Source organism: Streptomyces umbrinus (genome assembly GCF_030817415.1).
GTDB classification, from domain to species: Bacteria; Actinomycetota; Actinomycetes; order Streptomycetales; family Streptomycetaceae; genus Streptomyces; species Streptomyces umbrinus_A.
Map to the genome: position 1 here is coordinate 8,792,811 of NZ_JAUSZI010000002.1, position 14,084 is coordinate 8,806,894.

Annotated in this window: 10 protein-coding genes; 5 read left to right on the top strand and 5 right to left on the bottom strand. The window is 69.5% G+C overall.

All coding sequences use genetic code 11. From position 1 onward, the window contains the following. Window positions 1-112: 112 nt before the first annotated feature. The 5 genes from QF035_RS38815 (at window position 113) to QF035_RS38835 (ending at window position 6,842) form a co-directional block, all read left to right on the top strand. Window positions 113-1,387 carry an ABC transporter substrate-binding protein gene (locus tag QF035_RS38815; RefSeq protein WP_307525749.1) on the top strand — a complete coding sequence of 425 codons (1,275 nt, stop codon included), beginning with the start codon at window positions 113-115 and terminating at the stop codon, window positions 1,385-1,387. A gap of 162 nt (window positions 1,388-1,549) precedes the next feature. Beyond that, entirely contained in the window at window positions 1,550-3,223 is a 1,674-nt protein-coding gene (locus QF035_RS38820; protein WP_189840476.1) for a glycoside hydrolase family 13 protein, read from the top strand. An 87-nt stretch (window positions 3,224-3,310) separates the two neighbouring features. Further along, window positions 3,311-4,636 carry an ABC transporter substrate-binding protein gene (locus QF035_RS38825; protein ID WP_307525750.1) on the top strand — a complete coding sequence of 442 codons (1,326 nt, stop codon included), beginning with the start codon at window positions 3,311-3,313 and terminating at the stop codon, window positions 4,634-4,636. A gap of 5 nt (window positions 4,637-4,641) precedes the next feature. After that, a complete protein-coding gene (locus QF035_RS38830) occupies window positions 4,642-6,006 on the top strand; it encodes an ABC transporter permease subunit (RefSeq protein WP_307525751.1) in 1,365 nt (454 codons plus the stop codon). Then, a complete protein-coding gene (locus QF035_RS38835; RefSeq protein ID WP_307525752.1) occupies window positions 6,003-6,842 on the top strand; it encodes a carbohydrate ABC transporter permease in 840 nt (279 codons plus the stop codon). The genes QF035_RS38830 and QF035_RS38835 overlap by 4 nt, the downstream gene beginning before the upstream one ends. A gap of 87 nt (window positions 6,843-6,929) precedes the next feature. Here the strand turns inward: QF035_RS38835 and QF035_RS38840 are convergent, their stop codons facing one another. From QF035_RS38840 to tal, 5 genes are all read right to left on the bottom strand, one after another. Continuing rightward, window positions 6,930-8,726: a coagulation factor 5/8 type domain-containing protein gene (locus QF035_RS38840; protein WP_307525753.1), complete on the bottom strand. Its 1,797-nt coding sequence runs from the start codon at window positions 8,724-8,726 to the stop codon at window positions 6,930-6,932. Between the two features lie 784 nt (window positions 8,727-9,510). Continuing rightward, window positions 9,511-10,293: a 6-phosphogluconolactonase gene (gene pgl / locus QF035_RS38845; RefSeq protein ID WP_307525754.1), complete on the bottom strand. Its 783-nt coding sequence runs from the start codon at window positions 10,291-10,293 to the stop codon at window positions 9,511-9,513. After that, window positions 10,290-11,417, bottom strand: a complete 1,128-nt coding sequence (opcA, locus tag QF035_RS38850; RefSeq protein ID WP_307525756.1) for a glucose-6-phosphate dehydrogenase assembly protein OpcA — start codon at window positions 11,415-11,417, stop codon at window positions 10,290-10,292. The genes pgl and opcA overlap by 4 nt, the downstream gene beginning before the upstream one ends. Further along, window positions 11,414-12,937, bottom strand: coding sequence for a glucose-6-phosphate dehydrogenase (gene zwf / locus QF035_RS38855; RefSeq protein WP_307525758.1), 1,524 nt, complete (start codon window positions 12,935-12,937; stop codon window positions 11,414-11,416). The genes opcA and zwf overlap by 4 nt, the downstream gene beginning before the upstream one ends. Before the next feature lie 4 nt (window positions 12,938-12,941). Next, a complete protein-coding gene (gene tal, locus QF035_RS38860; RefSeq protein ID WP_307525760.1) occupies window positions 12,942-14,060 on the bottom strand; it encodes a transaldolase in 1,119 nt (372 codons plus the stop codon). Between the last annotated feature and the right edge of the window lie 24 nt (window positions 14,061-14,084).

Sequence of the window (14,084 nt, forward strand, 5' to 3'; positions counted from 1 at the left end):
TGTTGAGGGGCCGATGTGCCGCAGGCCCTAGTATCGCCCATACCTAACAGGTATACATGGCCTCTGACTCCGGGCGAAGGTGCCCGGCAGCCGGAGTACCAAGGAGGAACCTATGCGGTGGATACATGCCGCGGGTAGGGGACTCCTGGTCGCGGCGGTGGTTCTGACCGGTTACGTCGCCTCGGGCGCGCAGGCCGACGGAGCGCGCGGCGGTGGCCGGGGTCCGCTCACGCTGGCCACCGCAGGCGATCTCACCAGCTATCTGGGACCGCTGCTGGACGGCTGGAACCGTACCCACCCCGGCGAGAAGGTCACCCTCGTCGAACTGCCGGACTCCGCCGACGAGACCCATGCGCAGATGACCACCGACCTGCGCGGCGACGACCCGAGCCGCTTCGACATCCTCAACATCGACGTCGCCTGGACCTCGGAGTTCGCCGCCGCCGGCTGGATCTCCCCGCTGTCCCGGGACCGCTTCCCGCTCGACGGCTTCCTGCCGCAGGTCGAGGACACGGCGACGTACGACGGACGGCTGTACGCGGTCCCGTACGTCACCAACGCGGGGCTGCTCCTCTACCGCAAGGACATCCTCGACAAGGAGGGCGTCGAGCCCCCGCGCACCTGGGCCGAGCTGGAGAAACAGGCGAAGGCCATCGCGCCGAAGTACGGACTCGACGGCTACGCGGGCCAGTTCCTGCCCTACGAGGGGCTCACGGTGAACGCCGCCGAGGCGGTCTACTCGGCGGGCGGCACGATCCTCGGCGACGAGGGCGAGCGCGTCACCGTGGACTCGGCGGCGGCCCGCGAGGGCATCGGCTTCCTCGCCCGCGGCGTCCGTGACGGCTGGATCCCGAAGAAGGCGCTGACCTACAAGGAGGAGGAGTCCAAGCAGGCCTTCCAGGACGGCCGCCTCCTCTTCCTGCGCAACTGGCCGTACGCCTATGTCGGCGCCTCCGCCAAGGGCTCGGCGGTCGCCGGGAAGATCGGCGCGGTGCCGCTGCCCGGGCCCGACGGGCCGGGCGCGAGTGTGCTCGGCGGCTCCAACCTCGCGGTCAGCGCGCATGCCCGCCACCCGGACTCCGCCGCGCGCCTCATCGCCTACCTGACGAGTGAGCGCGTACAGCGGCAGGTCCTCACCAAGGGCGCGCTGCCGCCCGTGCGGGCCGCCCTCTACCGGGACCCGGAACTGATCCGGCGGTTCCCGTATCTGCCGACGCTCCGCACGAGCGTCGAGGCGGCCGCGCCGCGTCCCAAGAGTCCGCGCTACGACCAGGTCAGCCTGGCCGTGCAGGCCGTGGTGCACGACGCGATGACGGGGCGCCAGACGCCCGAGGCCGCGGTGCGACGTCTCGCGCGCGAGCTGGCGGACATCTCCCGCCGGGGCTGAGCCCTCTTTCCGGCACACTCGACGGATCCTAGTTACGTGTTAGGTAACGCGCGCGTCTCGTCTTCGGTCTCATTGGATAGAAATATCCTGTTATCAAACCCCAGTTTCTGAGGACTCTCCGCCTACTCGTTGACACCTGCGCGACACAGCTACTTAACATGCATGCATAACCGGAGGCACGCACAGACAGGTCAACGGGTGACGATCGACATGCACCGCTGGTGGCGCGACGCAGTGATCTACCAGGTCTACGTCCGGAGCTTCCTGGACAGCACCGGGGACGGCATCGGCGATCTCGCCGGAGTCAGGGCCGGACTGCCGTATCTGAAGAAGCTGGGCGTCGACGGCGTCTGGCTGAGCCCCTTCTACCCCTCGCCGCAGCACGACCACGGCTACGACGTGGCCGACTACTGCGACGTCGACCCGGTCTTCGGCGACCTCGGCGAGTTCGACCTGCTGATGACGGACGCCCGGCGGCTCGGCATCAAGGTGCTCCTGGACATCGTCCCGAATCACTGCTCGGAGGAGCACCCGTGGTTCCGGGAGGCGCTGGCCGCGGCACCGGGCAGCGAGGCCCGCGCCCGCTTCCACTTCGCCGACGGCCGGGGCCCGGACGGGTCCGAACCGCCCAACAACTGGCACTCCATGTTCGGCGGCCCCGCCTGGAGCCGGGTCACCGAGCAGGACGGCACCCCCGGCCAGTGGTACCTGCACATGTTCACGACCGAGCAGCCCGACCTGAACTGGCGCAACCCCGAGGTCGGCGCCCACTTCGACCACGCCCTGCGCTTCTGGCTCGACCGGGGCGTCGACGGCTTCCGCATCGACGTCGCCGCCGGCCTCTACAAGCACCCCGACCTGCCCGACTCGCCCGACCCCGAGGCCGACGCCCGCACCCGCGACTCGGTCAACCCGCTCGCCTGGAACCAGCCCGAGGTGCACGACGTCTGGCGGCACTGGCGGTCGGTGTGCGAGGAGTACACCGCCCGCGACGGCCAGGAGCGGCTGCTCGTCGGCGAGGTCTCCGTGCCGACCGCCCGCGAACACGCCCTGTACGTACGCCACGACGAGCTGCACCAGGCCTTCTTCTTCGACCTGCTCAGCGCGCCCTGGAACGCGGACGCCTTCCGCAAGGTCATCTCCCACGCCATGCAGGACATCGCGGGCACCGGCTCGACGGTCACCTGGGTCCTCAACAACCACGACCAGGTCCGCACGGTCACCCGCTACGGCGAACTGGGCACAGAGGGCAGCGGTCTGGGCGCCGCCCGCGCCCGCGCCGCCGCGCTGCTGATGCTGGCGCTGCCCGGAGCCGCGTACATTTACCAGGGCGAGGAGCTCGGGCTGCCCGAGGTCGTCGATCTGCCCGACGACGTGCTCACCGACCCGATCTTCCGCCGCACCGGCAGCCGCGCCCGGATCCGCGACGGCTGCCGGGTGCCGCTGCCGTGGTCGGGGCACGCCTCGCCGTTCGGCTTCACCTCGGGCGCCGAGAGCGCCAAGCCGTGGCTGCCGCAGCCCGCCTACTTCGCCGAGTACGCCACCGACCGCGCCCTCGCCGACACCCACTCCTTCTGGCACCTCTACCGCGACGGACTCCAACTGCGGGCAGGACTGCCCCAGTTGGGCGAGGGCGCGCTGCGCTGGCTGGACACCCAGCCCGGCGTCCTCGCCTTCGTCCGGGGCGACGGCCTGGTGTGCGCCGTCAACTTCGGTACGGCGCCGACGCCCGCGCCGGTCTCCGGCACCCCCCTGTTGTCCAGCGGCCCCTGCGCGCCCGGCGTCCTGCCCGGCTCGACGGCCGCCTGGTGGATCAGCGACTGCACCAACCCCTGAGCCACCAACCCCTGAGCCACCGACTCCCGCACCACCCAGATCTGCTGACTGCCCGTCAATTTCCCTGCCCTCGAAGGAACATCAACGATGATGCGACGACGTACGACCCTGCTCACGAGCTGCATAGCCCTCGCGCTCTCCCTCGGCGCCACCGCCTGCGGAGGCGGCGATGTCTCCGCGGGCGGTGGCGACAAGCCGCTCAGCGGCCAGACGATCAACGTGGCCGGTGTCTGGTCCGGCAGCGAGCAGAAGAACTTCCAGAAGGTCCTGGACGCGTTCACCGAGAAGACCGGCGCCAAGACCCAGTTCACCTCCACCGGTGACAACGTCTCGACGGTCGTCGGCAGCAAGATCGAGGGCGGCAACGCCCCCGACGTGGTGATGGTCCCGCAGGTCGGCGTGCTCCAGCAGTTCGCGAAGGAGGGCTGGCTCAAGCCGCTCTCCAAGACCGCCCAGCAGTCCGTCGACGGCAACTACGCGAGCGTGTGGAAGAACTACGGCAGCGTCGACGGCACGCTGTACGGCCTGTACTTCAAGGCCGCCCACAAGTCGACCGTCTGGTACAGCCCCGACGCCCTCGACGAGGCGGGCGTCAAGACGCCGACGACGTACGACGCAATGCTGAAGGCCGGGCAGACCGTCTCGGAGTCGGGCCTCGCCGCCTTCTCCGTCGCCGGACAGGACGGCTGGACCCTCACCGACTGGTTCGAGAACGTCTACCTCTCGCAGGCCGGCCCCGAGAAGTACGACGCCCTGGCCGCCCACAAGATCAAGTGGACCGACCCGACCGTGGTCGAGGCCCTCGCCACCCTCGGCAAGCTCTTCAAGGACAAGGAGCTGATAGCCGGCGGCCAGAAGGGCGCGCTCAACACCGACTTCCCCGGCTCCGTCGAGAAGGTCTTCGGGCCCGAGCCCACGGCGGGCATGGTCTACGAGGGCGACTTCGTGGCCGGTGTCGCCAAGGACCAGTTCGGCAGGAAGATCGGCGAGGACGCGGACTTCTTCCCCTTCCCCGCGGTCGGCGACGGCCAGGCACCCGTGGTCAGCGGCGGCGACGCGGCCGTCGTCCTCAAGGACGGCAAGAGCCAGAAGGCCGCCATGGAGTTCCTGGAGTACCTCGCGACCCCCGAGGCCTCCGCGGTCTGGGCCGAGGTCGGCGGCTTCCTCTCCCCGAACAAGAAGCTCGACCTCGCCTCCTACGGCGACGACATCACCCGCGAGACCGCCAAGTCCCTGGTGGACGCCGGAGATTCGGTCCGCTTCGACATGTCGGACCAGGCCCCGGCCGCGTTCGGCGGCACCAAGGGCGCCGGCGAGTGGAAGCTCCTCCAGGACTTCCTGCGGGACCCGTCCGACCCGAAGAAGACCGCTGCCGCGCTGGAGCAGGCGGCGGCCAAGGCGTACAAGGGCTGATCGCCGTGACCGCCACGCTCCTCAAAGAGGCGAGTCCGCCGCCCGCCGCCCCGGCCGACCACGACCGTAAACGCCGTGCCCGGCGCCGGGCCCGGGTCATCGCCCTCGCGTTCGTCTTCCCCGCCCTGCTCCTGCTCGGCGCGCTCGTCGTCTACCCCGTGCTGTTCTCCGTGGGCCGCAGCTTCTTCGACGCCTCCGGCGACCGGTTCGTGGGCGGCGGCAACTACACCGAGATGTTCCGCGACCCCGCCACGCTCAAGGCCGTCCGGAACACAGCCATCTGGGTCGTCATCGCGCCCACCCTGCTCACCGGGCTCGGCCTCGTCCTGGCCGTCCTGGTCGAAAAGGTGCGCTGGGCAACGGCGTTCAAGCTCCTGCTCTTCATGCCGATGGCCGTCTCCTTCCTCGCCGCGGGCATCATCTTCCGGCTCGCGTACGACGAGGACCCTGAGAAGGGCGTCCTGAACGCCGCCGCCGTCTCCGTGCACGACACGTTCAAGGAGGCGTCGTCGTATCCGACCGCCCGGGCCCGCGACGGCCAGGGCCTGACCAAGGCCGCCGACGGCTCGTACGGTACGAGGGCCACCGCGTCCCCCGGCGACACCGTCGGCCTCGGTCTGGTCGGCGTACGCGCCGAGGACCTGCCGGGGAGCGCGCGACCCGCGTATCCGGCGGCGACCGGGAAGGCGTCGGCCGACGAACTGCGTGGTGTCGTCTACCTGGACTTCACACGGGGTGGGGGAGGGGAGCAGGGCAAGGTCGACAGGACGGAGAGCGGGCTGCCGGAGATGAGGGTCGAGGCCGTGCGCGACGGTGCGGCGGTCGCGAGCGGCACCACCGCGGCCGACGGCTCCTTCCGCTTCCAGGGCCTCGATCCGGGCTCGTACACCGTGCGGCTGCCCGCCTCCAACTTCGCCCCGCCGTACGAGGGCGTCTCCTGGCTCGGTCCCGCGCTCGTGACGCCCGCCATCATCGGCGCGTACCTGTGGATCTGGACCGGCTTCGCCATGGTGCTGATCGGGGCCGGGCTCGCCGCCCTGCCGCGCGACGCGCTGGAGGCAGCCCGGATGGACGGCGCCAACGAGTGGCAGATCTTCCGCCGGATCACCGTGCCGCTGCTCGCGCCCGTCCTCACCGTGGTCTTCGTGACCCTGGTGATCAATGTGATGAAGGTCTTCGACCTCGTCTACATCATCGCGCCGGGCCCGGTGCAGGAGGACGCCACCGTGCTGGCCACCCAGATGTGGCTGGTGTCCTTCGGCGGCGGCAACAACCAGGGACTGGGCAGTGCGCTGGGTGTGCTGCTCTTGCTTCTGGTGATCCCCGCCATGGTCTTCAACGTCCGCCGTTTCCGAGGGAGTCAGCGATGAACGCGATCAGGCGGGGGCTCGCGAGCAGCCTCGTGCAGGCGTTCCTGGTGGTGATCGGCCTGGTCTGGCTCACTCCGCTCGCCGGGCTGTTCCTCTCCTCGCTGCGGTCCGCCCAGGAGACCGCGACGGGTGGCTGGTGGACCTCCCTGGCCTCTCCCGGGCAGCTGTCCTTCGACAACTACTCGGCGCTGCTGGGCAATTCGGGGATGACGCAGGCGTTCTGGAACACGGTGCTGATCTCGGTGCCGACGACATTCCTCGTCGTCGTGATTGCCGCGCTCGCCGGGTACGCCTTCGCCTGGCTGGACTTCCCCGGCCGTGACCCCCTCTTCCTGCTGGTGGTCGCGCTGTTGGTGGTGCCCGTGCAGATCGGGCTGCTGCCGGTGGCCAAACTCTTCGGGGAGCTGGGGCTGTTCGGCACGATTCCCGGAGTCGTGCTGTTCCACGTCTCCTACGGGCTGCCGTTCGCGATCTTCCTGTTGCGGAACTACTTCGCCGAGATGCCGAAGGAGATGCTGGAGGCGGCGCGGATGGACGGGGGTGGGGAGTGGCGGATCTTCACGCGGCTCGTGCTGCCGGTCGGGCGTCCGGCCATTGCCTCTCTCGCCATCTTCCAGTTTCTGTGGGTCTGGAACGACATGCTGGTCGCGTTGCTCTTCGCCGACAGTTCCTCGCAGCCGTTGACTGTTGAACTCCAGTCGCAGATCCGGCAGTTCGGCAGCAACATCGATGTGCTCGCGCCCGGGGCGTTCCTGTCCCTGGTGGTGCCGGTGGTGGTCTTCTTCGCCTTCCAGAAGCACTTTGTGCAGGGGGTTATGGCGGGGTCGGTGAAGTGACGTCCCTCGGGAGGCGGGAGGCGGGAGGCGGGAGGCGGGGTGGATTTCCTGCCTCCCGCCCCCTACCGGTCCCTCACGGTGGTCCGGTCACGGGTACGAGGTCACCACGGACGGCACCGTGTCCGATCCCGAGGTCGGCGAGCCCGTGTCGTTGATGACGCGCTCGTACTGACCCTGACCGCCCAGTGAGATGACCATGATGTTGTGGAACTTCACGTTCGGATTGACCGGCGTCGCGAATCCGTGGTGCTGGAGGATCGCCGGATTGACGTTGTAGTAGCAGTAGCTGCCCATGCCCCATGCCTCGTGCGTGGTCACGGTGTCGGCGACCTTGTAGGCCGCATACCCCTTGATCGTGCCGTTCTGGATGGCGGCCTGGTTCGGGGCGTCGTACGCCTTCTCGTTCTGGAAGAAGATCGTGCGGCCGCCCTGGCCGTACCACTGGACGTCGTACTTGTTGAAGTGCTCGACGAACAACCCCGTGGCCAGCACGTCGTTGCCGTTGACGCGGACGCCGTAGTCGGCCCGGTTGGTCTCCCAGCCGACTCCGGCGCCGTGGTCGGCGCGCCAGACCCAGGTGTGGTCGATGATCGTGTGGCGGCTGTTGATCACCATGCTGGTGGTGGCCTTGCCGGCGCCCGCGCCGCCGATGCGGATGAAGACGTCCTGCACCGTGGTCGGGTTGACGGAGTGGTCGGCCGAAGCGCCGGTGGGGCCGACCTCGAGCAGCGTGGCGGAGTTGACGGGCCCGGCGTCGATGAGGAAGCCCGCGAGGCGGACGCCGTCGACATCGGCCACCTTGAGCGCGGTGACACCGTTGTCCGGGATCAGGGTGGCGTAACCGAGGCCGAGGACCACGGTGTTGGCACGGTTGACCTGGATCGGCTGGTCGAGGTGGTAGATCCCCGGCGTCAGCAGCAGATGGAGGCCTTGCGTCAGTGCCTCGTTGAGGGTGGCGGCCGTGACGCCGGGCTTCGCCACGTAGAACTGCGTCAGCGCCAGTGACGTACCGCGAGGCGTGCCGGCTCCCCAGGTGGTGCCGCGCGCGTTGACGCGCTTCTCCGGCAGGAAGACGCGATATTCCGTGCCGTTGAGGTAGAGGAACGGCTTCTCGCGGGAGATCGGCGTGGTGGTGAGCGTGGTGTACGGCGGGTTCGGGAAGGTCTGCGCCGGGGCGCCCTCGACGCCCGAGAACACCATGTTCCAGACGGCGTTGAGCCAGCCGCCCACAAAGCTGTCGCGGGTGTACCACTGCTGCTGCGAGTACGGACCGACCGTGCCGTCGATGCGGCTGTCGGCGATGTAGCCGCCGCTGGCCCAGCCGTAGCCGTTGGGGGAGAGGTTGAGACCGCCCCTGACGTGCATCCGCCGGAAGGGGGCGGCCTGTGCGACGGCCCACCGGTTCGTGCCGTTGACGGGAGTGAGAGCGAGGTTCTCCGCCGAACGCCAGAAGTTCTGGGTGGCGTTGCCGTTGAACCAGCCCGCGTCAACGGTCACGTCCCCGTTGATCGAGGTGTCGTCGGGAGACAGGCCGAGCCCGGCGATGGAGGTGTAGAAGCCGAGTTGGGCATTGAGCCCGCTGTACGTGCCCGGCTTGAACAGCAGCTGATAGCGGCCCGTGCCGAACTGCGCCGTCTCCTGCTGGGCGAATATCTGGTCCAGCTTGGCCTGGATACCGGAGGTGGACGGGTCGAAGACGATGACGTTCGGGCCGAGATCGCCACCTCCCGGCAGGGCCCGGGCGCGGTCGGGAGCGGCTGATGCCGACGACGACAGGGCGAGCAGCCCTGGCGCGGCTGCCGCCGCGGCCACGGCGCCGAGAACCGACCGGCGGGCGAGGGGAGTTCTGCCGGAGGACGAGGAATCTGTGGGGGAAGGGGTCATGGGAGCGACACTCCTGGTTCATGAAATGAACGGTGGGGGGGTCTGGGAGCGCTCTCTCGCCGAAGAATGCTTCATCCACGTGAACCACACGTCAAGAGTTGTGACCGGAGTCCATACATGCTGTTACTGAGTGAACATCAACTGACCTCGCCGTTTCGGTTCTCGCCCCAAGCTCCACGTCTCCACTGACGGTTCGGGTGCGGTCGGGCACGCGGGCGCCCGGCGGCCCGGCAACTCCGGAGCCGACGAGCTGATTTCGCGGCTCACCGGGCAGGGCCACCGACACGTAGGCGATCTGGGGATTCGGGGGCGGGAGTCCAGTGCTGCAGCGCGTTGAAAGTGGCCCTGGCGCAGCAGTTCCGCGCCGATAGCGAGGGCAGGGCGGCCTGCTCGGTGGCGAAGAGCACCCTCGTGGAGGAGCTGGTCTTGAAGTCCTACGCCGCTCGGGCTGACGGCGCCTCGTGACGTGCCAAGGGCTGCACGGGTCGGTGATGCGAGGAGTTGACCGATCCGAGGACGGCCCGGTGCGGGTGCCGGTGTGGGGGCGGCTGTGCAGGTGAGGGTGTGCTGTGGCTGGTCGCGCAGTTCCCCCGCGCCCCTAAAAACCTAGGGGCGCGGGGGAACTGCGCAATCAGCCACGACCCACCCCCAGCAGCACCCTCCCCTCAGCCCCTCCGGCGTTTGAGGAGCGGGGGTTCGGGGGCGGAGCCCCTGAGTAAGGGACGGGAATGGGTAGGGGCGGCGGGGGCGAAAAAAGGCCCCCGCCGCCCCTACCACCCACCCGTCAGGGTGAAGCCGGCGGATACAGCGAGCGCGGTAGCTGGGACGCCGCGGCCGAGTCCAGCAGCCACAGGGTGCGCGACCGGCCACGGGCCCCGGCCGCCGGGGCCTGGATCTCACCCGCGCCGGACAGCGCGATCGCCGCAGCCTCTGCCTTGTCCGAACCCGCCGCCAGCAACCACACCTCCCGCGCAGCCCGGATCGCGGGCAGCGTGAGCGTGACCCGGGTCGGCGGCGGCTTGGGGGCACCGTGCACCCCCACCACCGTCCGCTCCGTCTCACGCACCGCAGGCAGCTCGGGGAAGAGCGACGCCACATGCGTGTCCGGACCGACGCCGAGCATCAGCACGTCGAAGGACGGAACCGGACCGTGGTTCTCCGGCCCGGCGGCCTCGGCGAGTTCGGCCGCGTAGGCCTCCGCCGCCGCGTCCGCGTCCTTGCCGTAGGGCCCGTCCGACGCGGGCATGGCATGCACACGCTTCGGATCCAGCGGCACCGAGTCGAGCAGCGCCTCACGGGCCTGGGTGACATTGCGCTCCGGGTCACCCTCGGGGAGGAACCGCTCGTCGCCCCACCACAGTTCGAGCCGGCCCCAGTCGATGGCGTCCCGGGCAGGTGCGGCCGCGAGCGCCGCGAGGAGCCCGTTGCCGTTGCGGCCACCGGTCAGCACGACCGAGGCGTAACCGCGCGAGGCCTGGGCGTCCACGACCTTCGTGATGAGCCGGGCCGCGGCGGCCTGGGCCATCAGTTCCTTGTCCCGGTGAACCACCAGCTGGGGAGTAGTCATGGCGAGTCCGCCTTCTTGACCGGGGGCATCTGGGCCGGAGTCGGACGGCCGGTGTCGCTGTCACCCGCCGGGGAGGCGGGCAGAGCCGCCTCGGACGTCTTGGCCGACGGCGCCGGGTCCGGGTCCGGCGCCTTCTGCCGGACCGGCAGGGACTCCGGGCCGCGAGCGGACGCCTCGGCCCGCTGCGTGGCCGACGGGATCCCGCCCAGGCGGTCCACCCCGAACCGCAGCGCGGACGCGTACGTGTCGTCCGGGTCGAGCCTGCGCAGCTCCTCCGCGAGCAGCTCGGACGTCTCACGCCGCTTGAGCGCCACCGCGCGGTCCGGCTGGCCGGGCAGGGCCAGCGTGGCCATCGCCCCGTCCGACCGGTGCAGCGTGATGGGGCCGCCGGTCGTCTCCAGCCGTACCTGGGTCAGGCCGGGACCCGCGGAGACGGCCCGCCGGACGTGCACGTGGAGTCGGTCGGCGAGCCACATGGCGAGCAGTTCGACGCTCGGGTTGGACTCCTCGCCCGCCACCTCGACGGAGACGACCTCGCAGTCGATCTGGTCGAGGGCGGCGGCCAGCATCGAGCGCCACGGGGTGATCCGGGCCCAGGCAAGGTCGGTGTCGCCCGGCTCGTAGCTCTCGGCCCGCGACCGCAGCTCGTGGACGGGCTTCTCGGCCGCGTAGCTGTCGGTGACCCGGCGCTGGCCCAGGGCGCCCAGCGGGTCGCCCGCCGGATCGCGCGGGGCGTCCACCGACCACCAGACCACCACCGGCGCGTCCGGCAGCAGCAGCGGCAGGACGACGGACTGGGCGTGGTCGGAGACCTCGCCGTACAGCCGCAGGACGACCGTCTCGCCGGTGCCCGCGTCCGCGCCGACCCGCACCTCGGCGTCCAGACGCGACTTCGTGCGGTCGCGCGGCGAACGCGAGACGCGCTTGATCACCACGAGCGTGCGCGAGGGGTGCTCGCGCGAGGCGTCGTTGGCGGCGCGCAGGGCGTCGTACGCGTTCTCCTCGTCGGTGACGATGACGAGGGTGAGGACCATGCCGACGGCGGGGGTGCCGATGGCCCGGCGGCCCTTCACCAGCGCCTTGTTGATCTTGCTGGCCGTGGTGTCCGTGAGATCTATCTTCATGGGCGACGCCAGCTCCGTCCGTCTCGCTTGAGCATTTCGTCCGCCTCGACGGGGCCCCACGTTCCGGACGGGTACTGCGCGGGCTTGCCGTGCTTGTCCCAGTACTCCTCGATCGGGTCGAGGATCTTCCAGGACAGCTCGACCTCCTCGGTGCGCGGGAAGAGGTTCGAGTCGCCCAGGAGGACGTCCAGGATCAGACGCTCGTACGCCTCCGGGCTCGACTCCGTGAAGGACTCGCCGTACGCGAAGTCCATCGACACGTCCCGGATCTCCATGGAGGTGCCGGGGACCTTGGAGCCGAAGCGGACCGTGATGCCCTCGTCGGGCTGGACGCGGATGACGATCGCGTTCTGGCCCAGCTCCTCGGTCGCCGTGTGGTCGAAGGGGGAGTGCGGTGCACGCTGGAACACGACCGCGATCTCGGTGACGCGACGGCCCAGGCGCTTGCCCGTACGGAGGTAGAACGGGACGCCCGCCCAGCGGCGGTTGTCCACCTCCACCTTGATCGCCGCGTAGGTGTCGGTCTTCGACTTGGGGTCGATGCCGTCTTCCTGGAGGTAGCCGACGGCCTTCTCGCCGCCCTGCCAGCCTTCCGCGTACTGACCGCGGACGGTGCTGGTGCCCAGGTCCTTCGGCAGTTTCACCGCGCCGAGGACCTTGGTCTTCTCGGCGGCGAGCGCGTCCGCGTCGAAGGAGGCGGGCTCCTCCATGGCGGTGAGGGCCATCAGCTGGAGGAGGTGGTTCTGGATGACGTCACGGGCTGCGCCGATGCCGTCGTAGTAGCCGGCGCGGCCGCCGATGCCGATGTCCTCGGCCATCGTGATCTGTACGTGGTCCACGAAGGACCGGTTCCAGATCGGCTCGAACATCTGGTTGGCGAAGCGCAGCGCCAGGATGTTCTGGACGGTCTCCTTGCCCAGATAGTGGTCGATACGGAAGACCTGATCGGGGGCGAAGACCTCCTCGACGGTCGTGTTGAGCTCCTCGGCCGACTTGAGGTCGTGGCCGAAGGGCTTCTCGATGACCGCGCGCCGCCAGGAACCGCTCGACTGGTCCGCGAGACCGTGCTTCTTCAGCTGCCGGATGACCACCGGGAAGGCGCCCGGCGGCACGGAGAGATAGAAGGCGAAGTTGCCGCCCGTCCCCTGTGCCTTGTCTAGCTCGCCGATCGTCTCGCGCAGCCGCTCGAACGCGTCGTCGTCGTCGAAGGTGCCCTGGACGAAGCGCATCCCCTGGATGAGCTGCTGCCAGACCTCCTCACGGAACGGCGTACGGGCGTGCTCCTTGACGGCGTCGTGGACCTCCTGGGCGAAGTCCTCGTTCTGCCATTCACGGCGGGCGAAGCCGACGAGCGAGAAGCCCGGGGGCAGCAGACCGCGGTTGGCAAGGTCATAAACAGCAGGCATGAGCTTTTTACGGGACAAATCGCCCGTGACCCCGAAGATGACGAGGCCCGACGGCCCCGCGATACGCGGGAGCCGTCGGTCCGCCGGGTCACGCAGCGGATTGCTGCTTGACAAGATTTCAGCCCTCCGAGGGGGCGAGGCGCGCGAGCTCTGCCTCGGTCGACTTGAGCAGGTCGTTCCAGGACGCCTCGAACTTCTCGACGCCCTCGTCCTCCAGGAGCTGGACCACGTCGTCGTACGAGATCCCGAGCTTCTCGACCGCGTCGAGCTCGGCACGGGACTGCTCGTACATACCGGCGATGGTGTTGCCGGTGATCTTGCCGTGGTCCTCGGCGGCGGCCAGGGTCGCCTCCGGCATGGTGTTCACCGTGTTCGGCGCGACCAGGTCGTCGACGTACAGGGTGTCCTTGTAGGCCTTGTCCTTGACGCCGGTCGAGGCCCACAGCGGACGCTGCTTGTTGGCCTGCGCCTTGTCGAGGGCGGCCCAGCGGTCGGAGGAGAAGACCTCCTCGTACGCCTCGTAGGCCAGTCGCGCGTTGGCGAGACCCGCCTTGCCGCGGGCGGCCTTCGCCTCGGGGGTGCCGAGGGCGTCGAGCCGCTTGTCGATCTCGGTGTCCACGCGGGACACGAAGAACGACGCCACGGAGTGGATGCCGGACAGGTCGATCCCGGCGGCCTTGGCCTTCTCCAGGCCCGCGAGGTAGGCGTCCATGACCTCGCGGTAGCGCTCCAGCGAGAAGATCAGCGTGACGTTGACGCTGATGCCCCGGCCGATCGTCTCGGTGATCGCGGGCAGGCCCGCCTTGGTCGCCGGGATCTTGATGAGGGTGTTGGGGCGGTCGACGAGCCAGGCGAGCTGCTTGGCCTCGGCGACGGTCGCCTTGGTGTTGTGCGCGAGGCGCGGGTCGACCTCGATGGAGACCCGGCCGTCCTGGCCCTGCGTGGAGTCGTAGACCGGGCGCAGGATGTCGGCGGCGTCACGGACGTCCGCCGTCGTGATCATGCGGATGGCCTCTTCGACGGTGACCTTGCGGGCGGCGAGGTCACTGAGCTGCTGCTCGTAACCGTCACCGCCGCTGATCGCCTTCTGGAAGATCGACGGGTTGGTGGTGACGCCCACGACGTGCTGCTGGTCGATCAGCTCGGCGAGGTTGCCGGACGTGATCCGCTTGCGCGACAGGTCGTCCAGCCAGATCGCGACGCCTTCCTCGGAGAGGCGCTTCAGTGCGTCTGTCATGGAAAATGCATCTCCTACGTGTCG